This window comes from Sediminicoccus sp. KRV36, assembly GCF_023243115.1.
Taxonomy (GTDB): domain Bacteria; phylum Pseudomonadota; class Alphaproteobacteria; order Acetobacterales; family Acetobacteraceae; genus Roseococcus.
In genome coordinates this window covers 578293-598783 of record NZ_CP085081.1, presented here as the reverse complement: position 1 = coordinate 598783, position 20491 = coordinate 578293, and the positions used below count along the sequence as shown (strand labels likewise).

Sequence of the window (20491 nt, the reverse complement as noted above, 5' to 3'; positions counted from 1 at the left end):
GCCATGCTCCTCAGCCGAACCGGCCGGTGATGTAATCCTGGGTCTTCTGCTGCTTGGGGGCCGTGAACATCTCCGCCGCCGGCGCCACCTCGATGAGTTCGCCCAGGTAGAAGAAGGCCACCTGATCGGCGCAGCGCGCCGCCTGCTGCATGTTGTGCGTGACGATGCAGATGGTGAAATCGCGCTTCAACTCGTCAATCAATTCCTCGATCTTGAGGGTGCTGATGGGATCGAGCGCCGAGGTCGGCTCGTCGAACAGGATCACCTCGGGGCGCACCGCGATGGAGCGCGCGATACAGAGGCGCTGCTGCTGGCCGCCCGAAAGGCCCATGGCGTTGGTCTGCAGCCGGTCCTTCACCTCGCCCCAGATGGCCGCACGGGTCAGCGCCCATTCCACCCGCTGATCCATCTCGGCCCTGGACAGCTTTTCATGCAGGCGCACGCCGAAGGCGATGTTCTCATAGATCGTCATCGGGAAGGGCGTGGGCTTCTGGAAGACCATGCCGATCTTGGAGCGCAGCTCGTTGATGTCCACCTTGGGGTCGATCAGATTGACCCCATCCATCATCACCTCGCCCTCGGCGCGCTGCCCGGGATAGAGGCTGTACATGCGGTTCATCACCCGCAGCAGGGTGGATTTGCCGCAGCCCGAGGGGCCGATCATGCCCGTCACCTGGCGGTTCGGGAATTTCAGATTGATCCCCTTCAGCGCCTTGGGCAGCGTCGGGCCATAGTAGAAATCAAGGTTGGAGATGGTGATGCGGTTATCCGTGTTGAGCGCCGCCTCGGATCGCACCTGGACGCCGCCGAAGCTGCCGGGAGTGGCGATGTTGGTCTGGGTTTCGGAATTCATGGGCCTGCCCCTGCTCAGATGCGTTTGCGCAGCAGCGTGCGCGCGATGATGTTCACGAACAACACGCCGACGGTGATCATCAGCGCCCCGGCCCAGGCGATCTCGATCAAGTCCGGGAAGCCGGAATTGGCCTGCTGGTAGATCGCCACCGGCAGGCTCGCCATCGCCTTGCCCAGATCCCAGGTGACGACGTTGTTGCCGAAGCTGGTCAGCAGCAGCGGCGCCGTCTCGCCGGCGATGCGCGCGAAGGCCAGCAGGATGCCCGTCACCATGCCGGACAGCGCCGCGCGATAGGCGACCAGCGTGATCATCTTCCACTTGGGGGCGCCCAGTGCGACCACGGCCTCCCGCAGCGTGTTCGGGATCAGGGAGAGCATGTCCTCGGTCGTGCGCACCACTACAGGGATCACGATGATGGACAGCGCCAGCCCGCCCGCAATCCCGGAGAAGCCCCCCATCGGCAGCACAACCAGCTGGTAGATGAAGAGGCCCACCAGGATCGAGGGGGCGGAGAGCAGCACGTCCGAGACGAAGCGCACCGCATTGCCGAGCGCCGTCTGGCGGGCATATTCGGCGAGGTAGGTGCCCACCAGGATGCCGATGGGCGTGCCCACCGTCACGCCGATGCCGGCCTGCACGAAGCTGCCCAGGATGGCGTGCAGCAGCCCGCCTTTCTCGGCATCGGGGTCCCCATAGGTGGTGGGCCGGAAATCGGTGATGAAGATGGTCAGGTCAATCGCCGGCGCGCCGCGCCACAGCAGCGTGATCAGGATGGAGGCGAGGAAAAAGACGCCGATCGCCGTCGCGATCAGGCAGAAGAGGCGAACGGCCTGATCCACCAGATGGCGGCGGCGGCCGCGGGCGCGGCGGGCGCGTTCGTCGCGCGGCCGCATGGCGATGGCGTGAAGCTCGGTGGTGGCGCTCATGGCCTCAGCCTTTCAGCCGCGAGCGCAGCAGGTAGCGCGACGAGGCGAGCACGATGAAGGAGATCAGAAAGAGCAGGAAGCCCAGCGCGAACAGCGAGGATTGCTGCAGGCCACCGGCCAGGCTCTCCGGGAATTCCATGGCGATGACCGAGGCGATCGTCGTCGTCGGGTCGAAGAAGGAGGTGGCGATGCGGTTGGCATTGCCGATGACGAAGGTGACCGCCATGGTCTCCCCCAGCGCACGGCCCAGCCCCAGCATGATGCCGCCCACGACGGAGATGCGGGTATAGGGGATCACCACGCCGGTCATCACCTCCCAGCGGGTACCGCCGAGCCCGTAGGCGCTTTCCTTGTAGACCGGCGGGACCTGCTCAAACACGTCGCGCATGGTCGCGGCGATGAAGGGCAGGATCATGATCGCCAGGACGAGCGAGGCCGCGAAGATGGAGGTGCCGGCGAAATTCGTGCTCTGGAACAACACGCCGATCAGGGGCAATTCGCTGAGCGCATCGCCGAAGGGCAGCTGGATGTTGCGCTGGACAAACGGCACCAGGACGAACAGGCCCCACATGCCGAAGATGATCGAAGGCACCGCAGCGAGCAGCTCGATCGCCGTGCCCATGGGGCGCCGCAGCCACGGCGGCGCCAGCTCGGTCAGGAAGAAGGCGATGCCGAAGGCCACCGGCACCGCGAAGATGATGGCGAGGATGGAGGACATCAGCGTACCGATGATGGCGACGGCACCGCCGAATTGCTCGCGCCCTTCCACCGGGTCCCAGCGCGTGCTGACCAGGAAATCGAGACCGAATTGCCGGAAGGCCGGCAGCCCGCCGATGAACAGCGTGACGATGATGCCGCCCAGCAGCAGCAGCACGAACAGGCCCGCCCCCCGGCACATCCATTCGAAGACGAGGTCGCCCATGGAGCCGGAGCTCCGGCGCGCCGGGGCGGTTGTCGTTTGCTGCACGAGGTGACCCTTGCAAGAAGAACAATGGGCCAGGCCTGCGCCTGGCCCCGGGGGAAGCGCCTCAGGCGGCGGGGGCGGTCCAGACGGGCGCGCCCGAAGGGTCACGCACCTGCTGTGCCCAGGCGGCACGGATCAGATCATGCGCAGCGCTCGGCAGGGCGATGTATTCCAGGCGGCGCGCGATGTCACTGCCGTTGCGGAAGGCCCAGTCGAAGAAGCGCATGGTGTTCCGGCTGCCGGGAACCTTGTCGGCCGGGGGGTCCATCGGCAGCAGGATGTAGGTCGGGCTGGTGATCGGCCAGGCGGCGGGGTCGGCCAGGTCAATCGTATCCGCGGCGAAATTCGGCACCGTCCAGTCGGCCGCGGCGGCGGCGGCGAGGAAGGCCGGCATTTCCGGGGCGATGAAGCGGCCGCCCTTGTTGCGCAGCTGCGTCGTCGTCATGCGGTTCACGACGGCATAGGCGTTCTCGATATAGCCGATGGCGCCGGGCGTGTTGCGGATGATGTTGGAAACGCCCTCATTGCCGCGCGCGCCATTGCCGGCCGGCCAGCTGATCGCGGTGCCGGCACCCGGACCATTCTTCCAGGCCTCCGACACGCGCGAGAGATAGGTGGTGAAGACCCAGGTCGTGCCCGAGCCATCGGCGCGATAGCAGGGCGAGACCGGCAGGTTGGGCAGCCGGATGTCGCGGTTGAGCTCGACCAGGCGCGGATCATTCCAGCGCGCCACGCGGCCCATGAAGATGTCCACGATGACCTCGGGCGTCAGCTTCAGCGCGTTATCCGCCACACCGGGCAGATTGGCGCTGAGCACCACCGAACCGAGCACCGAGGGGAATTGCATCAGCTTGCGCTCGGTGAGCTGGGCGGTGGTGAGCGGCGCATCGGAGGCGCCGAAATCCACCGTGCGAGCGGTGATCTGGTTGATGCCGCCACCCGAGCCGATGGACTGGTAGTTCAACGTTACGCTCAGCGGCTCACGCGCGGCCTGGGACCAGCGCTCATAGAGCGGGCGGGGGAAGGTGGCGCCGGCACCCGTGATCGTGGTCTGCTGGGCGAAGCCCGCGCGGGGCAGCATGGGAAGGGCGGTACCAAGGGCGAGAAGCGAACGTCGGTTCACGGAAGTCTCCATCATGATGGGGCGGACAGCGTGAAGGACTGCCACCCCGGCTGGCCGAGCGGTTAGGCCCTGCCAGCGACTAGGGTGTTTCACTTTTATGAAGCTTCGATGACATGGACCTTGACCCCAACTTGTCTGTGCCCAGGCATCCTATTTCACCCCGTCAACCGGCCATAATCCTCATTCGGCATGGATCCCAGCCGCCGCATCCGCTGCCCACCGCGCATCGCGCATGGGGGCGCGGACGACCCGCTGAACCGGCGCCGCCAGACTCTCGGCGTGCAGCATCACTCCCGCGTGCAGGGCCATGTTGGGCTGGGCCATGGCGCGGAAAGGCCGGGCGGGCTTTGGCGGACCATGACGGCCAGCGCATCCCGGTTGCGAGCGCGCGGCAGGCGGGCGTAGGCTTACCCGATGGATATGCCAGAACCCGCGCCCGCCCAGCATGACCTTGGCGGCAACCCCCGCTTCCGCTGCACGCCGGTGGAGCCCGATGCCGATGCGCCGCCGGATGATTTCGGCAAACGCGTGGATGCGCTGCGCCTGGTGCTGCGCGAGAAGGGCCTGCTCACCACGGATGAGCAGCGGCTGAACATCGAAAGCCTGCCCGAGGCGGAGTATTTCGGCCTCACCTATTACGAGAAATGGCTGCGCGCCATCGCCGCCGTCATGCTCGCCAAGGGCGCCGTGACCTGGGAGGATCTGCAGTGAGCACGGGTGTCGGAGAGACCGCCGCGGCCCGCTTCCAGGCCGGGCAGCGGGTGCGGGTGAAGGATGCGCGGCCGGAGCGCATCGCGCGGCTGCATCTGCGCACGCCGCATTACGTGCGTGGGCGGCTGGGCATTGTGGAACGGGCCCTCGGCACCTTCCCGAATCCGGAGGATATCGCCTTCAACCGGCCGGCCGAACCGCGCGTGCTGTATCATGTGCTGTTCGATCAGCCGCCGGTCTGGAACGAGGGTCAACCCGGAGACACGCTGCTGATCGAGCTGTTCGAACATTGGCTGGAGGAAGCGTAGTCATGGCCGGATATGACCCTCGCCCGGAAAGCGTGGCGCTGCTGGAAAAGCTGGTCACGGCGCTCAAGGCCCGCGGCATCGTGACCGAGGCGGAGATCACGCTGCGCCAGAACATCGCCGAGCGCGCCAACCCCGAGACGGGCGCGCGCATGGTGGCCCGCGCCTGGGTGGATCCGGAATGGCGCGAATTCCTGCTGCGCGACGGGACCGCGGCGGCCGAGGCGATGGGTGTTTCGATGCATGGCAACCCGCCGTTGGGCGTGCTGGAAGACACACCCGGCGTGCATCACCTGGTCGTCTGCACGCTGTGCTCCTGCTATCCGCGCGCCATCATCGGCTATCCGCCGCATTGGTATAAATCCGCCGCCTATCGCAGCCGCGCCGTGCGTGAGCCGCGCGCGGTGCTGGCCGAATTCGGGACCGTCCTGCCGGCCGGCATCCAGGTCCGCGTCGTGGACAGCACGGCCGATTTCCGCTGGATGGTCCTGCCGCTGCGCCCCGAAGGCACCGAGGGCTGGAGCGAGGAGCAACTGACCGCGATCGTCTCGCGCGATCACCTGGTGGGGGTTTCCCTGCCCAGCGCGGCGCAGAAGGTCTCGCGCGCGGCGTGAGCCCCCAGAGGGTGGTGGTCCAGGCGGAGGCGGACGGCCTCCCGGAACCCCGCAGGACCCAGGCCGCCGCGTGCATTGCGGCCGGCATCTCGCTCACCGTGCTCGATGCGGCGATGGTCAATATCGCGCTGCCCTCGGCCGCGCGTGACCTTGGGCTAACACCGGCGGATGCGGTCTGGGTGGTGAACGCCTATCAGATCACCGTCGTCGGCACGCTGATCCCCTTTGCCGCGCTGGGGGAAATCCTGGGCTTCAAGCGGGTCTGGAACTGGGGGCTCGCGCTGTTCCTGCTGGCCGCCCTGTGTTCCGCCCTGGCGCCGAATTTCGAGGCGCTGCTGGCCGCGCGGATCGCGCAGGGGCTGGGTGGTGCCGCGGTGATGAGCCTGATGTCGGGCCTGGTGCGGCACACCTATCCCAGCGCGCAGCTTGGCCGCGCCATCGGCTTCAACGCGATGGTGGTCGCGCTGTGTTCCGCGACAGGGCCTTCCGTGGGGGCGGCCGTGCTGGCCCTGGCGGATTGGCCGGCGGTGTTCCTGGTGCATCTGCCGGTCGGCCTCGCAGCCTTGGTCTTTGGTGCCCGCGTCCTGCCCGATGTGCCGCGCCAGCCCCGCGCCTTTGACCTCGGCGCGGCCGCCATGAATGTCGCGGCCTTCGGGCTGGTGTTTCTCGGGCTGGATCTGGTGCTGCATTGGCCCGTGCTGGGCGTGGTGGCCTTGGCCACCGGCATCGTGATCGGTGCGGCGTTGATCCGGCGCGAAATGGCACGCTCCGTGCCCCTTCTGCCGCTCGACCTGCTGCGCATCCGCACCGTGCGGCTGGCGATCGGCGCGTCCGTCTGCATGTTCTCGGCGCATATGGTGACGGTGATCTCCATGCCCTTCCATCTCTCGGCGGCGGGATTTTCGCCCGTGCAGATCGGCCTGATCATCACGCCCTATCCCATCGCGGTGGGGCTGCTGGCGCCCATCGCCGGGCGCTTCGCGGACCGCACCGCCTCGGCCCTGCCGGTGGCGGCGGGGGGTGGCGTGCTGGCGCTGGCGCTGGTCCTGCTGGGCAGCTTGCCCGCGACGGCCACGCCCTGGGTCTGCGCCGCGTTGATGCTGGCCGGCATCGGCTTTGGCTGCTTCCAGGCGCCGAACAACCGCGCGATTCTCTCGACGGCGCCACGCCATCGGGCCGGCAGCGCGGGGGGCATGCAGGCGACGGCGCGGGTGCTGGGGCAAAGCCTGGGCGCCACGACGGCCGCCGCGTGCTTTACGCTCGCGGGGCCATGGATGGGTTTCTATTGCGGGGCGGTGCTGGCGGTGATGGCGGGGCTGCTGAGCTTGGCTCGACGGTGAGGAAAAGGGCCTCCGGCGGCTGGGGCCATTGGCCCCAGACCCCTTCAGTTGCCGGGGGGCTCTGGCAGCTTGCGGGACTCACGCGTTGCCAAGCCACCCTGCTCCAGGATGAAATCGGCGATCTCGGTGACACCCTTGTCCACCTTCAGATTCGTGAAGATGAAGGGGCGCTTGCCACGCATGCGCCCGGCATCGCGGTCCATCACCGAAAGGTCGGCGCCGACCAGCGGGGCCAGGTCAATCTTGTTGATCACAAGCATGTCCGAGCGCGTGATGCCAGGCCCGCCCTTGCGGGGAATCTTGTCCCCGGCCGAGACGTCAATCACATAGATCGTCAGGTCCGCCAGCTCCGGGCTGAAGGTTGCCGCCAGGTTGTCGCCGCCGCTTTCGATAAACAGCAGCTCCAGCCCGGGGAACCGCGCGGACATATCCTCCACCGCGGCCAGATTGATGGAGGCATCCTCCCGGATCGCCGTGTGCGGGCAGCCGCCGGTCTCCACCCCCATGATGCGATCCGCATCGAGCGCGCCGGCGCGGGTCAGGAATTCGGCGTCTTCCTTGGTGTAGATGTCATTGGTGATCGCCGCGATGTCATGCGTCTGGCGCAGCATCCGGCACAGGCGCTCGACCAGCGCCGTCTTGCCGGAGCCGACGGGCCCGCCGACACCGACGCGGAAGGGGCCGTGCCCCGCCCGATGACTGGAGGGCTCTTGCCCGGAAGTCTGAATCGGTCGGGCAGCATCCCCCCGATGACTGGAGGGCTCTTGCCCGGAGGTCTGAATCGGTCGGGCAGCATCCCCCCGATGACTGGAAGGCTCTTGCCCGGAGGTCTGAATCGGTCGGCTGGCAACATCACTCATGAGCGGAACAGCCTTGTGTATTGGGTTTCGTGGCGCATGGAGAGCATGTCGAGCAGCGGTGAGGCCGTGCCGAGTTCATCCAGCGACGTGGTCAGCGCCGCATCGGTACATTCCGAAATGATGGGCAGCAACGCAGCCGTCGCGATCTGGCCATCCGTCTGGCCGAGCGGGATCAGGCGCACGCCGGCACTCACCAGATTGCCGCAGAAGCCTTGCAGGAAGGCAAAGAGCGCCGGGCGCAGGGGTATGCCCGCCATGCCGGCCGCCGCGCCGAAGGCCACGGAATGGGAAAGCCGCCCGCCATGCCGCGCGGCAAAGGCGGCGTAGCGCGCCTCAGGCCAGCATCGGATGGTGACGCTGGCAAAGCTGCCGCCCTGCTGGGCGGCTTCAAGCGCGCTCTCCGCCGTGCCGCGCCAGGCGGCGGCGAGCTCGGCAATCTCGTCCAGCCGCGCCTCGTCCGAGGCGCAATGGGCCTGCGCAAACAGCACCGCATCCACCCGGCCAGCGCCCTGCCGGAGCACGCTGGCGATATAGGCCACCAATTCGGCCTGCTTCATCAGCCGGCCTTCCTCCACCGCCATCTCGATCCCGTGGCTGTAGCTGAAGCCGCCCACCGGATAGGCGGGCGAGGTCCAGGCCATCAGCCGGAAGAGGTCTGCATCCTGCATGGCCGGTGGATCAGTCGCCGGGGTGATGATGATGATGCCCGTCATCGTGATGATGGTCGTCATCGTGATGATGGTCGTGACCATGGACGTGACCATGATGATGCTGATGCGTGGAGCGGTTGTGCTCGCCATAGGCGCCGCCCTCAGGGTTGAATGGCGCGCGGACCTTCTGGATTTGCGCGCCCAGGCCGCGCAGCATCTGCTCGATCACGTGATCCTCGCGGATCAGGATGCGCGCCTCCTGCAATTCGGCGGGCAGGTGCCGGTTGCCGAGATGCCAGGCGAGGCGGATCATCTCCGCCGCATTGGCGGCGCGGATTTCCACTAAAGGTTCCTCGGCGGCGCGGACCAGGATGAAGCGGCCATCATCCAGGATCAGGCCATCGCCCTCGCGCAGCACCTGGGCTTCGGCCAGGTCCAGTACGAAGGGGATGCCGCCGGCGGACTCATAGCGCTTGCGGCGGCGGAAGCGGTCGTCGAAATCGAGCATCACTTCCGCATCGGCGGTAAAGCTGCCGGGGGGGGCGACGCGCGTGGCGCGGGGGAGGGTGTCATGCATCGGCGTGAACCTCAGAACAGGAAATAGCGCTGCGCCATGGGCAGCACCTTCGCGGGCTCGCAAATCAGCAATTCGCCATCCGCGCGCACCTCATAGGTCTCGGCGTCAATCTCCATGACCGGTGTCGCGTCGTTCAGCACCATGCTTTTCTTGGAGATGCCGCCGCGGGTGTTGCTCACCGCCAGCATGGGCCGCGTGACACCCAGGCTTTCGCCAAGGCCAGCCTCCATCGCCGCCTGCGAGGTGAAGGTCACGCTGCCGAACAACCTGGCCCGGCTGAAGGCGCCGAACATCGGGCGGTAATGCACCGGCTGCGGCGTGGGGATGGAGGCGTTGGGGTCGCCCATGGGTGCCATGGCGATGGTCCCGCATTTCAGCACCATCTCCGGCTTCACGCCGAAAAACGCGGGGTTCCACAGCACGAGATCCGCGAGCTTACCCACCTCCACACTGCCGACATGCGCGGAAATCCCCTGCGCGATGGCCGGATTGATCGTGTATTTCGCGATGTAGCGGCGGGCGCGCAGATTGTCGTTCTGGCCCGTCTCGCCCGGCAGGGATCCGCGCTGCACCTTCATCTTGTGCGCCGTCTGCCAGGTGCGGATGATCACCTCGCCCACGCGCCCCATCGCCTGGCTGTCCGAGGACATCATGGAAATGGCGCCGAGGTCGTGCAGGATATCCTCCGCTGCGATGGTTTCGCGCCGGATGCGGGATTCGGCGAAGGCCACATCCTCGGCGATGCGCGGGTCGAGGTGATGGCAGACCATGAGCATGTCGAGATGCTCATCCACCGTGTTCACCGTATAGGGCATGGTGGGGTTGGTGCTGGAGGGCAGGACATTGTTCTCCCCCAAAAGCTTCAGGATATCCGGCGCATGCCCGCCGCCGGCACCCTCGACATGGAAGGCGTGGATGGTGCGGCCCTCGAAGGCGGCGATCGTATCAGCGACGAAGCCGCTTTCGTTCAGCGTGTCCGAGTGGATCGCCACCTGCACGTCGAAGCGGTCCGCCACATCGAGGCAGTTGCGGATGGCCGCCGGCGTGGTTCCCCAATCCTCATGCAGCTTGAGGCCGGCGGCACCGGCGCGGATCATTTCCTCCAGCCCTTCGGGCCTGGTGGCATTGCCCTTGCCGAGGAAGCCAAGATTCATCGGGAAGCCCTCGGCCGCCTGGATCATCCGCGCCAGATGCCAGGGCCCGGGCGTGCAGGTGGTGGCCAGCGTGCCATGCGCGGGGCCGGTGCCGCCGCCGAACATGGTGGTGATGCCGCTGGCCAAGGCTTCTTCGATCTGCTGCGGGCAGATGAAATGGATATGCGCGTCAATCCCGCCGGCCGTGAGGATTTTCCCCTCGCCCGCGATGATCTCGGTCCCCGGGCCGATGATGATGTCCACCCCCGGCTGCGTGTCCGGGTTGCCGGCCTTGCCGATGGCATGGATGCGCCCGTCACGCAGCGCGACATCGGCCTTCACCACGCCCCAATGATCCAGGATCAACGCATTGGTGATGACGGTATCGGCCGCGCCGGCCGCCCGTGTGACCTGGGATTGCCCCATGCCGTCGCGGATCACCTTGCCGCCGCCGAACTTCACCTCCTCGCCATAGGTGGTGAGGTCGCGCTCCACCTCTATGAAGAGGTCCGTATCGGCCAGGCGCACGCGGTCCCCCACGGTGGGGCCATACATGCCGGCATAGGCGTGGCGGGAGAGGCGCGCCATCAGACGCGCCCTGCCGGATGAGGGCGGAGCCCGAAGGCGATCAGCAGGTCCCGCATCACAGCTTGCCTTCCACGTCGCCACGAAATCCATGCACCACACGCGCCCCGCGCAGCGGGATCAGCCGCACCTTGCGCGACTGCCCCGGCTCGAAGCGCACGGCCGTGCCGGCCGCGATGTCCAGCCTTTGGCCGCGCGCCGCCGCGCGGTCGAATTCCAGCGCCGGGTTGGTTTCAAAGAAATGGTAATGGCTGCCGACCTGGATCGGCCGGTCGCCGATATTCGCGACCTCCAGCTCCGTCACCGTCTGGCCCGCATTCAACTCGATCTCGCCCGCGGCGCAGATCACTTCACCTGGGATCATGGGCGCCACCTAGCGGATCGGGTTGTGGACGGTGACGAGCTTGGTGCCGTCCGGGAAGGTCGCTTCCACCTGGATGTCGTGGATCATCTCCGCGATCCCCTCCATCACCTGGTCGCGCGTGATGACCTCGCCGCCGGCGGCCATGAGTTCGGCCACGGAACGGCCATCGCGCGCGCCCTCCACCACGAAGTCGCTGATCAGGGCGATGGCCTCGGGGTGGTTCAGCTTCACGCCACGCTCCAGCCTTCGGCGCGCCACCTGGGCGGCCATGGCGATGAGCAGCTTGTCTTTTTCGCGGGGGGTCAGGTGCATTGCAGCATCATGGAACGGGTTGCCTCAGCACGTCCACAGCCTTGGCAGCCTGGGCGGCAGGCCGAGTGCCGCCGCGCGCAGTGCCGGAATCGCCTCGGCCATCGCACCGCGCACCCCCCCGGCCGAGCCGAGAAAGCGAAGCAGCAGCAATCCGGGCCGCACGAGCGAGGCGGCGCCCGCGGTCAATTCCCGCGCCAATTCCCGATGCGCCGCCGCATTCTCGGCCAGCAGCAGGATCATGCCGAGCGAATCGGCCCCATCCAGGCCGAACTCCGCGTGCCGGGTGGTGGCTTCGAGGTGCAGCGCATCGGCCCAGATGAGCCGCTCGCCCTGATACAGGCGCCAGCTGTCGCGCAGGGAGCCGTGCCGCCAGACCTCGCCACGGGCGATGCGCCCCAGCACCACCGATTCGGCGGCGAGCAGCGTGCCGCCCGGCGCCACCCGCGCCTCCATGCCGCGGTTCAGCCTGGCACCGTCGAACAGGATCGCCTCCTGCGGCAGGAACTCCAGCACGGCATCCGCCGCGACCGCGATGCGGGTTGCGATGCCTGAGGTGTCACCCAGGCTGCGATAGATCTTTTCGGCCGCGGGGGTGGTGATCTGCGCCCGCGCTCCCGCCCGCAGCGCCAGCGTGACCGCCAGGGAATCCCCCCCGGCAAGCCCCCCCGCGACATTGACGAGGGCCGCTTCCAACGGCGCGCCAGGCTCTGGCGTCGGAAAGAGGATGCGCAGGGGGGAGGCCTGGGACAGCCGGGCCAGCCCATGGGAAGCCACTTCCATGGACGCGGCGCCGATGGCGCGTTGGTGTCGAATCATGCGGGAAGAAGCTTGGCCGCCAAGCCGCGCGCGTGGCAAGCTCGCGTCATGGAACTTTATGTCACGCTCGGCGCGCAACGCTACCGCATCCAACGCCCCTGGGGCGCCGTCCCCGACGGGGCCGGCCGCGTCTCCGATGTGGCGACGGATGCGGAGGGGCGCATCTTCGTCCTGCTGCGCGCGGACCCCTATGTGGATTCGGCCGTCGCCACCGTCATCGTGCTCGATGCCCAGGGCAAGCGCCTGGATGCCTGGGGCGAAGCCGTAGCCGATGGCCACATGCTGGCCGTGGGACCCGATGGCTGCGTGCATGTGGTGGACCGCGACGCGCATGAGGTGATCCGCTTCGAGCCGGATGGCGAAAGGCTCGGCGCGCTCGGCACGCGCCACGCCCCTGGCGCGCCCTTCAACAGTCCCTGCGATATCTGCTTCGCGCCCGATGGCACGGCCTTCGTGGGGGATGGCTATGCCGCCTCGCGCATTCATCGGTTCAAGCCGGATGGCACGCCGGATGGCGGCTGGGGTGAGCCGGGGCGCGGGCCCGGGCAATTCTGCACGCCGCATGCCGTCTGGCTGAACAATGCCGGCGAGCTCGCCGTGGCCGACCGCGACAACAGCCGCGTGCAGATCTTCACGCAAGCCGGCGAATTCCTGCGGGAGATCACTGACGTCCACAAACCCATGGACATCACCTCCGACGCCGAGGGCAATTGGTGGGTGACGGACCAGGTGCCCAGGCTCTCGATCTTTTCGCGCCAGGGCGCGCTGATCGGCCGGGCGCGGGCGGTGCTGAACGGCGCACATGGCCTGGCGCTGCACCCGGATGGCAGCGTCCTGCTGGCGGAGATCAACCCCTCGCGCCTCACGCGCCTGATGCCTGTCTGAGGGCGGGGGCCATGGCGAGCGGCCGGGGCGCATGGCATTCTGTCCAGCGGAGGTGATGCCATGGCCTGGATTTTGCGAATTGCGATGCTGGCCGGGGGCGCTGTCGCCGCCTGGTTCGTGGCGCCGGATGCGCCCAACTACACCGTCGTCCAGGGGATGATGACGGTGGCGATCATCGCCGTCTGCGTTGTGGCTGCCGCATTGATCCGCCGCCGCTGATGGAAACCGTCGAGGCCGTCCTGGCCCTCATGGCCGCCTGCGTGGCTCTGGCGGTGCTGGCGCGCTTTGCCGGGCTTCCCTATGCGGTGGTGCTGATCCTGGCGGGCTCGGTCATCGCCTTCATCCCGGGCCTGCCGCAGATCGCGCTGGACCCGGCGCTGGCGCTCGCGTTTTTCCTCCCGCCGCTGCTGCAGGCCAGCGCCTATCGCACGGATTGGCCCGCCTTCCTGCGCAATATCCGCGCCATCCTGCTGCTGGCGGTGGGCTGCGTCATCTTCACCGCCTTCCTGATCGGGCTGGTCGCACGGCTGCTGATCCCGGAGATGCCCTGGGCCGCGGCCATCGCGCTCGGCGCCATCCTCGCCCCGCCCGATGCCGTGGCCGCCGCCGCCGTGCTGCAACGCCTCAACCTGCCGCGCCGCATCGTCACCGTGCTGGAGGGCGAGAGCCTGGTGAATGACGCTTCGGCGCTGGTCATCTACCGCGTTGCCATCGCGGCCATGGCGGCAGGGAGCTTCGTGCCGCTGGAAGCCGTCGGCAGCTTCTTCCTGCTGGGGCTGGGCGGCATCGCGGTGGGCTGGGCGGTGGGCCGGGCGACACTCTGGGCCTTTGTGCGGCTGCGCGACACGCTGCTGGAAACGGCCCTCTCCTTCCTGGCCGGCTATGCGGCCTTCCTGGCGGCGGAGATGGCGCATCTCTCGGGCGTGATGGCGGTGGTGACGGCCGGGATCATGCTGGGGCGGGCCCAGCACCGCGTCTTTTCCGCCCGGACGCGGCTGGAATCCCGGGCGGTCTGGCAATTCATCGAATTCGTTCTGACCTCGCTGATCTTCATCCTGATCGGGCTGGAACTGAACGACATCCTGGAACGCCTGGGAAACCGCAGCGTCTGGCAGCTGGCCGGCCTTGCGGTGGCGGTTTCGCTGGCACTCATCGTCTCGCGCTTCATGTGGGTGTTTCCGGCGCTCTGGCTGCCCCGGCTGATCCGCAGCCTGGCGGGGCGGGCTTCCCCGCCACCGGTCGCGCATATGGTGATCCTGTCCTGGGCAGGCATGCGCGGGGTGGTTTCGCTCGCCGCCGCACTCGCCCTGCCGCTGGGATTCCCCGAGCGCGACCTGATCATCTTCCTCGCCTTCTGCGCCATCCTCGCGACGCTGGTGCTGCAGGGCACCACCCTGGAATGGATGATCAAGCGGCTGGGCCTGGTGCAGCCGCCCCACCCGAACGGCATTGACCCGGAGGAGGCACGCGCCCGGCACATCGCGGCCCAGGCCATGCTGGAGGCCATCCGCAAGCGCGCCAGCGATGTGCTCTATGGTCCGATCGCGAGTGACCTCCTGGCCGAGCATGCCGACCGTGCGGCGCATCTGGAGCGGGTGACGCAGGGTGGCGGCGCGGCGGCGGCCGAGCGCGCCGCGCGGCGGGCCGTGCGGCTGGAGGCGATTGACGCGGCGCGCGCCGCCATTCTCGTCCTGCAAGCCCAGGGCGAATTGACCGAGGAATTGCTGACCAAGCTGGGTCAGGAGCTGGATTTTGAGGAAAATCGGCTGCGGAACGCGCTCGGATGAGTCTCGCGGCGCAGTTGGAACAGGCGCGGCGGGCGCTGATTGACCTCTCCACCCGCAACCGGCTGCTCAGCCTGCCGGCGCAAGGGCGCTCACGCGGGGTGATCCGCATCGAGGATGAGGATGCCGGCTTCGTCGTGGCGCAGCTGGCCGCCGGCAAGGCGTTCGGCTTCGAAGCGGGCATTGCCACCGAAGCCAGGTCCCGCAAGCGGGCCGAGGGCGTGGCCACCGCGAGCGCCAGCGCCACGCGCGAGGAATGGCAGCGCGACACCCAGCTGCGCGTCGCCCTCCCGGCCGAGGAACTGACGCGCCGCCTGCGCGATGTGATGGGCGATGCGCGCAGCGCACGCGAGGAAAGCGGCGTGCCGAGCCTGTTCCTCGCCATCGGCGCGTTGGTCTGGCGCGATCCGGGCACGCCAGGGACGGAGCGCGCGGCCCCCCTCGCGCTGATCCCGGCCACGCTGGAGCGCGAGGGGGTCAGCAACCGCTTCCGCCTCCGCGCAAGCCCCGAGGATGTGGTGGAAAACCTCTCGCTGCGGGAAAAGCTAGGGACGGATTTCCGCATCACCCTGCCGGATTTTACGGGCGAGACCCCGGCGGATTGGGCCGCGCGCATGCAGGCGGCGACCGCCGGGCGCGAGGGCTGGCGCGTGGAGGCCGATGCGCTGGCGCTCGGCATCTTCGCCTTCGCCAAATTCCTGATGTGGCGCGACCTCGACCCCGTGGCACATCCGGGGCTGCTGGCGCATCCCATGCTGCTGCGCCTGCTCGACCCCGCCGCACCACCGCCCGAAGCTCCGCTTTTCGCCGATGACGCCGACGTGGATGCGGCGATTCCGGTGGAAAAACTCGATCACGTGGTGGAGGTGGATGGCAGCCAGGCGCTGGCGGCGGAAGCCGTGCGGCGCGGCCGTTCCATGGTGATCCAGGGCCCGCCCGGCACCGGCAAGAGCCAGACCATCGTGAACATCCTGGCCCAGGCCGTGCTGGATGGGCGCAGCGTGATCTTCGTGGCCGAGAAAGCGGCGGCGCTGGAGGTGGTGAAGCGCCGCCTGGAACAATTCGGCCTGGGTGCGGCCGTGCTGGAATTGCACAGCGAAAAGCAATCCAGACGCGCCGTGCTGGACGAACTCCGCGCCACCCTAGCCCTGCCGCCCCCCGCGCCTCCACAGCGCGAGGCGGCGGTGCAACGCCTGGGCGATCTGCGCGGCCGGCTCAACCGCCACGCCGCCGCCATGCGCGCCTTGGTGGGCGAGACGGGTATCGCGGTGCAGGAGGTGGTGGGCCGGCTGGCAGCCCTGCGGGCCTCGGGCGCCAAGCCCCCGCCATTCCGGCTCGACCCCACCGGCTGGGATGCGGCGCGGCTGCGAGCCCTGCGCGAGGCGGCGCGGGACATGGCCGCCAGCATCGCCGGCGCCAGAAGCCCCTGGCGCGGGGTTGCGGCGGCGATGGATGCCATCGCGGCGGCACGGCTGCTGGGCGAGTTGCCCGGCGCGATCCGCATCCTGGCCGCGGCACCAGGTGGCGTGGCCGAGGTGGAAGCCGCGCTGGCCGCCGAAGCGCTGCGCGCCACGGCGCCGCTGCGGCCCGAGGATGTTCCCGCCGCCGAGGCGCGGCTTGCGGATCTGCGCCTGCTGGCCACGCCCGATCCGCGCTTCCTGCCCGGGGCGCTGGAGCAGCCCGGCCTCGCCGCCGCGCGGGACACGCTGGCCAGGCCCGGCGGCATGCTGGGCTTCCTCGACGGCGCACGGCGCGCGGCGAAGGCGACCCTGGCCGCCGCGCTGCGCGATCCGGAGGATGCGGCGGCGCTTGACGCGCTTCTGGCGGCCCAGGCGGCGCGCGCGCGGCTTGGCCCCGGCCCGGATGCGGCGGAGCTGAGCACGCAGCTGGCCTGGATCGCGGCGAATGCCGATGCTTTCACCACCCTGGCTGCCAGCCCGGCACAGCGCCAGGCGCTGGCCGCCTGGGGCGCAATCCGTGACGCCACCGGCCTGACACCCGATGCCAGCTTTGCCGCCACCGCCGAGCGCCTGGCCGCCATGGCGGCCGAGCCAGAGGCGCTCGCTCCCTGGCAGGCATGGGCCCGCGCCGCGGCCGCGCAGCCAGGCCTCGCCCCCCTGGCGGAGGCGCTGAGCAGCGGCGCCCTGCCGCCCGATACGGCCGAGGCGGCGCTGGACTTCGCCAGCCTTGAGGCGCTGCTGCGGGTGGCGATGCGCGAACACCCCGAACTCGCGGCCTTTGACGGCGCGGCGGCGGATCGCTGGGTGCTGGATTTCCGCGCGGCCGACGCCGCCCGGGTCCGCCTGGCCCGCGCCGAGGCGGCGGCGATCCATGCCACCCGGGTGGACGCCCTGCGCAAGGGCGAGGAGGCCGCCAGCCTCGCTTTCCTGCGCGGCGAATTCGAGCGCAAGCGCGGGCATGCGTCCTTGCGCATGCTGCTCTCCCGCGCAGCGCCGCTGATCCGCAAGGCCAAACCGATCCTGATGCTCAGCCCGCTGAGCCTGGCGCAGTTCCTGGCCAATCCGCACCATGCGACACAGCCGGGCTTCCCGGTCTTTGACCTGCTGGTGATGGATGAGGCGAGCCAGATCGAGCCGGTGGATGCGCTGGGCGCCATCGCCCGGGCCAACCAGATCGTCGTCGTCGGCGATGACAAGCAGATGCCGCCCACCCGCTTCTTCCAGCGCATGACGGAAGACAGCGAGGACGCGGTGGATGGGGATGACACCCTTGATGCACGCGACGTGGAGAGCATCCTCGGCCTCGCCAATGCGCGCGGCATCCCGACCGCCCTGCTGCGCTGGCACTACCGCAGCCGGCACGAAAGCCTGATCGCCACCAGCAATGCGGAATTCTATGGCAACCGCCTGCTGGTGCTGCCCTCGCCCCGGCCGCGCAGCCCGACCCTCGGGCTCTCGCTGATTAAGCTGGACGTTGATGATGACAATGCTGGACGGCGTAGGCAGGCAGAGGCAGTCGCGGCGGCCGTTATCGACCATGCCAGGAGAACCCCGGGCGATAGTCTGGGCGTTGCTGCTTTCTCTGAGCGTCAGCGAGACTTGATCATCGACGCCGTCGAAGCCGCTCGCAAAGAAGCGCCAGATGCGGAGCTCTTCTTCAGCGCGAATCCGGCGGAACCGTTCTTTATCAAGAACCTTGAGAATGTCCAAGGCGACGAGCGTGACGCGATCATGATCTCCATCGGATATGCTCGAACGAAAGGCCAAGCCCTCCGAATGAATTTCGGTCCGGTTTCGGCGGAAGGAGGTGAGCGCCGCCTCAACGTCTTGATCACCCGTGCCAAGAAGCGGTGTGTTGTTTTCAGCGACATCACTGCGGAGGACATCGATCTCTCTCGCAGTGATGGTATCGGTGGTGAGAAGTCGCTCAAGGCCTTCCTGGGCTTCGCCGCCGATGGCGCCACGGCGCGGACGGAAGCTGGCCAGGGCTCGGCCATTGCCAGGCTGATCGGTGGCCTGATCACCCAATCGGGGCGGGAGGCGGTGCCACGCATCGGGCTGTCCGGCCTGTTCCTCGATGTCGCGGCGCGGGGGGAGGCTGGCTTTGACCTGGGCGTGGAGGTGGATGGCGCCGACTGGTCCGGCCTGCGCTGCGCGCGGGACCGCGATCGCGGGCGGCAAATGGCGCTGGAGGGCATGGGCTGGGCCTTGGCGCGCAGCTGGTCGCTGGATTGGCTGAACCAGCCCGAGGCAGCGGCGGCGAAGCTGCGCGCGCCCCTGGGCCTGGCCGCGCCGGCCATGGCCGCGCCACTGCCGGCGGCCCGGCTGGCGCCTGCCTATGTCGAGGCAACCATGGACGAGGCTCCCACCAAACGCGCCGAACTGGCCGCGCTGATCGCCAGCATCGTGGCCACCGAGGCGCCGGTGCATGGCGATGCCGTGCTGGAACGCCTGCGCCTGCTGCTGGGCCAGGGCGCGCCGGACGCCACGGCCTTCGCCGCCGCGCTGAATGAGGCGCGGCTGCTGCACGGAATCGTCGAATCATCCGGCTTCTGGTTTCCGGAAGCGCGCGGCCCCGTCACCCCGCGCGACCGCAGCGCCGCAGCCCCCCACCTGCGCCGCCCCGCGATGATCCACCCCGAGGAGGTCGCCGTGGGCGCAAGCCTGCTCCTGGAACTGGATGCCGGGGCCGATGAGGCGGAGCTGGCGGCCGGCCTGGTCCGGTTGTTCGGCCTGGATGCGGCCGCCATGCCCGGCATCGCCGCACGGCTGGCCATGCTGATCGGCTCCGGGCAATGGGTGCCCAAGCCGCGGGCATAAGCGATGCTGCATCGCAAAATATCATGGAATACGCCCTGGAAAATCCATGGTGCGCCGCAATATGTCTCTCCGTGGCTGGAATGACCTGCCGCCTTTTTGATCCCCCAGGAGATGATTTCATGCTGACCGTCGGCGACAAATTCCCGAGCTTCGACCTCACCGCCGTGCAGGGCGGCCCCGAGGGGCTGAAGGGCCCGGGCAAGTCCTTCATCCAGGTGACGGACCAGAGCGATGCCGGGAAGTGGAAGGTCGTGTTCTTCTGGCCGAAGGATTTCACCTTCATCTGCCCGACCGAAATCGCCGCCTTCGGCAAGCTGTCCGGTGAATTCGCCGACCGTGACACCGTGATCTACGGCGTCTCGACCGATAGCGAGTTCGTGCACCTCAACTGGCGCGTCTATAACAACGACATCAAGGACCTGCCCTTCCCGATGCTGGCCGATGTGAAGCGCGAGCTGAGCACGGCGCTGGGCGTCCTCGACAAGACCGCCGGCGTTCCGCTGCGCGTCACCTTCGTCGTGGACCCCGAGGGCACGATCATGCATGTCTCGGTGAACGGCCTGAATGTCGGCCGCAACCCCCAGGAGACGCTGCGCATCCTCGACGCGCTGCAGACGGATGAGCTGTGCCCCTGCAACTGGACCAAGGGTGAAGAGGCGCTGAAGCCGCAGGAACTCTTCGACAAGGCGGCCTGAATCATCTGTCGCTTGCGGCGGTAGCCGCCACACCAACGCTACCGCCGCAAGCGAAAGGGGGGCATTCAGCCCCCCTCATACCCCCCGGTCGCTGCGCGACGGGGCGGTTTTCTCCCCAACATTTGTTTCTTTTGGAGCCCGCGCCATGTCGCTGGAATCGCTGCGCAATGCCCTTCCTGAATACGCCAAGGACCAGAAGCTGAATCTCGGCTCCCTGGCAGCCGAGCCGGCGCTGACCGTGCAGCAGCGCGCCGGCACCTTCATCGTCTCGGCGCTGGCCAGCCGCAACGCGACCACCACCCGCGCCATCCTGGCCGAATTCGGCCCGCAGTTGAGTGCCGAGGCGCTGGTGGCCGCCAAGGGCGCCGCCTCGATCATGGGGATGAACAATATCTACTACCGCTTCACCCATCTGGTCGGCGGCGATTACCCCTCGATGCCGGCCAAGCTGCGCATGAACATCATGGCCCGGCCCGGCGTGGAGAAGGCGGATTTCGAGCTTTGGTCCCTCGCGGTCTCGGCCATCAATGGCTGCGGGATGTGCATGGAAAGCCACGAGAAGGTGGTGAAGCATGCCGGGCTGACCAGCGAGCAGGTGCAGGCCGCCGTCCGCATCGCCTCCGCCGTGCATGCGGCGGCGGTGACGATCGAGGGCGAGGAAGCGCTGGCCGCCTGATCGCGGCATCGCAAGGGGCCTCCGGCGGCTGGGGCCAT

Annotated in this window: 21 protein-coding genes; 10 read left to right on the top strand and 11 right to left on the bottom strand. The window is 68.4% G+C overall.

The features are described 5' to 3' along the window. Positions 1 to 10: 10 nt before the first annotated feature. From pstB to pstS, 4 genes are all read right to left on the bottom strand, one after another. The gene (gene pstB / locus LHU95_RS02855) at positions 11 to 853 is read right to left on the bottom strand and encodes a phosphate ABC transporter ATP-binding protein PstB (RefSeq protein WP_248709869.1); all 843 of its coding nucleotides are present in this window, start codon (positions 851 to 853) and stop codon (positions 11 to 13) included. A gap of 14 nt (positions 854 to 867) precedes the next feature. Further along, on the bottom strand, positions 868 to 1779 hold the full coding sequence (gene pstA / locus LHU95_RS02850) for a phosphate ABC transporter permease PstA (RefSeq protein ID WP_248709868.1): 912 nt from the start codon (positions 1777 to 1779) through the stop codon (positions 868 to 870). A 4-nt stretch (positions 1780 to 1783) separates the two neighbouring features. After that, positions 1784 to 2701 carry a phosphate ABC transporter permease subunit PstC gene (gene pstC, locus LHU95_RS02845; RefSeq protein WP_248709867.1) on the bottom strand — a complete coding sequence of 306 codons (918 nt, stop codon included), beginning with the start codon at positions 2699 to 2701 and terminating at the stop codon, positions 1784 to 1786. 106 nt (positions 2702 to 2807) lie between these two features. Beyond that, positions 2808 to 3866: a phosphate ABC transporter substrate-binding protein PstS gene (gene pstS, locus LHU95_RS02840; RefSeq protein WP_248709866.1), complete on the bottom strand. Its 1059-nt coding sequence runs from the start codon at positions 3864 to 3866 to the stop codon at positions 2808 to 2810. 414 nt (positions 3867 to 4280) lie between these two features. Here pstS and LHU95_RS02835 point away from each other — a divergent pair, with 414 nt between their 5' ends. The 4 genes from LHU95_RS02835 to LHU95_RS02820 are packed head-to-tail and all read left to right on the top strand — an operon-like array spanning position 4281 to position 6836. Continuing rightward, positions 4281 to 4577 (top strand): SH3-like domain-containing protein, encoded by a 297-nt coding sequence (locus LHU95_RS02835; protein WP_248709865.1) that lies wholly within the window; start codon positions 4281 to 4283, stop codon positions 4575 to 4577. Beyond that, positions 4574 to 4885 carry an SH3-like domain-containing protein gene (locus LHU95_RS02830; protein WP_248709864.1) on the top strand — a complete coding sequence of 104 codons (312 nt, stop codon included), beginning with the start codon at positions 4574 to 4576 and terminating at the stop codon, positions 4883 to 4885. The genes LHU95_RS02835 and LHU95_RS02830 overlap by 4 nt, the downstream gene beginning before the upstream one ends. 2 nt (positions 4886 to 4887) lie before the next feature. After that, positions 4888 to 5496 carry a nitrile hydratase subunit alpha gene (locus LHU95_RS02825; RefSeq protein ID WP_248709863.1) on the top strand — a complete coding sequence of 203 codons (609 nt, stop codon included), beginning with the start codon at positions 4888 to 4890 and terminating at the stop codon, positions 5494 to 5496. Beyond that, positions 5493 to 6836: an MFS transporter gene (locus LHU95_RS02820; protein WP_248709862.1), complete on the top strand. Its 1344-nt coding sequence runs from the start codon at positions 5493 to 5495 to the stop codon at positions 6834 to 6836. The genes LHU95_RS02825 and LHU95_RS02820 overlap by 4 nt, the downstream gene beginning before the upstream one ends. Before the next feature lie 44 nt (positions 6837 to 6880). On the opposite strand, the gene ureG is transcribed toward LHU95_RS02820, so the two are convergent. The 7 genes from ureG to LHU95_RS02785 form a co-directional block, all read right to left on the bottom strand. After that, entirely contained in the window at positions 6881 to 7564 is a 684-nt protein-coding gene (ureG, locus tag LHU95_RS02815; protein ID WP_248711489.1) for an urease accessory protein UreG, read from the bottom strand. A gap of 128 nt (positions 7565 to 7692) precedes the next feature. Then, positions 7693 to 8448 carry an urease accessory UreF family protein gene (locus LHU95_RS02810; RefSeq protein ID WP_248709861.1) on the bottom strand — a complete coding sequence of 252 codons (756 nt, stop codon included), beginning with the start codon at positions 8446 to 8448 and terminating at the stop codon, positions 7693 to 7695. Next, positions 8375 to 8923, bottom strand: a complete 549-nt coding sequence (locus LHU95_RS02805; protein WP_248709860.1) for an urease accessory protein UreE — start codon at positions 8921 to 8923, stop codon at positions 8375 to 8377. The genes LHU95_RS02810 and LHU95_RS02805 overlap by 74 nt, the downstream gene beginning before the upstream one ends. Before the next feature lie 11 nt (positions 8924 to 8934). Next, on the bottom strand, positions 8935 to 10644 hold the full coding sequence (gene ureC, locus LHU95_RS02800; protein WP_248709859.1) for an urease subunit alpha: 1710 nt from the start codon (positions 10642 to 10644) through the stop codon (positions 8935 to 8937). A gap of 55 nt (positions 10645 to 10699) precedes the next feature. Then, positions 10700 to 11005 carry an urease subunit beta gene (locus LHU95_RS02795; RefSeq protein WP_248709858.1) on the bottom strand — a complete coding sequence of 102 codons (306 nt, stop codon included), beginning with the start codon at positions 11003 to 11005 and terminating at the stop codon, positions 10700 to 10702. A 9-nt stretch (positions 11006 to 11014) separates the two neighbouring features. After that, positions 11015 to 11317, bottom strand: coding sequence for an urease subunit gamma (locus LHU95_RS02790; protein WP_248709857.1), 303 nt, complete (start codon positions 11315 to 11317; stop codon positions 11015 to 11017). A 24-nt stretch (positions 11318 to 11341) separates the two neighbouring features. Next, positions 11342 to 12133 (bottom strand): urease accessory protein UreD, encoded by a 792-nt coding sequence (locus LHU95_RS02785; RefSeq protein ID WP_248709856.1) that lies wholly within the window; start codon positions 12131 to 12133, stop codon positions 11342 to 11344. A gap of 48 nt (positions 12134 to 12181) precedes the next feature. Here LHU95_RS02785 and LHU95_RS02780 point away from each other — a divergent pair, with 48 nt between their 5' ends. The 6 genes from LHU95_RS02780 (at position 12182) to LHU95_RS02755 (ending at position 20453) form a co-directional block, all read left to right on the top strand. Beyond that, positions 12182 to 13018 (top strand): peptidase, encoded by an 837-nt coding sequence (locus tag LHU95_RS02780; protein WP_248709855.1) that lies wholly within the window; start codon positions 12182 to 12184, stop codon positions 13016 to 13018. Positions 13019 to 13078: 60 nt separating this feature from the next. Further along, complete coding sequence (locus LHU95_RS02775) at positions 13079 to 13237, top strand: hypothetical protein (protein WP_248709854.1); 159 nt, start codon at positions 13079 to 13081, stop codon at positions 13235 to 13237. Continuing rightward, positions 13237 to 14805 carry a Na+/H+ antiporter gene (locus LHU95_RS02770; protein WP_248709853.1) on the top strand — a complete coding sequence of 523 codons (1569 nt, stop codon included), beginning with the start codon at positions 13237 to 13239 and terminating at the stop codon, positions 14803 to 14805. The genes LHU95_RS02775 and LHU95_RS02770 overlap by 1 nt, the downstream gene beginning before the upstream one ends. Continuing rightward, positions 14802 to 19082 carry a DUF4011 domain-containing protein gene (locus tag LHU95_RS02765; protein ID WP_248709852.1) on the top strand — a complete coding sequence of 1427 codons (4281 nt, stop codon included), beginning with the start codon at positions 14802 to 14804 and terminating at the stop codon, positions 19080 to 19082. Before LHU95_RS02770 ends, LHU95_RS02765 begins: the two co-directional genes overlap by 4 nt. Positions 19083 to 19201: 119 nt before the next feature. After that, positions 19202 to 19777, top strand: a complete 576-nt coding sequence (locus LHU95_RS02760; RefSeq protein ID WP_248709851.1) for a peroxiredoxin — start codon at positions 19202 to 19204, stop codon at positions 19775 to 19777. Between the two features lie 145 nt (positions 19778 to 19922). After that, entirely contained in the window at positions 19923 to 20453 is a 531-nt protein-coding gene (locus tag LHU95_RS02755) for a carboxymuconolactone decarboxylase family protein (RefSeq protein WP_248709850.1), read from the top strand. Positions 20454 to 20491 lie beyond the last annotated feature (38 nt).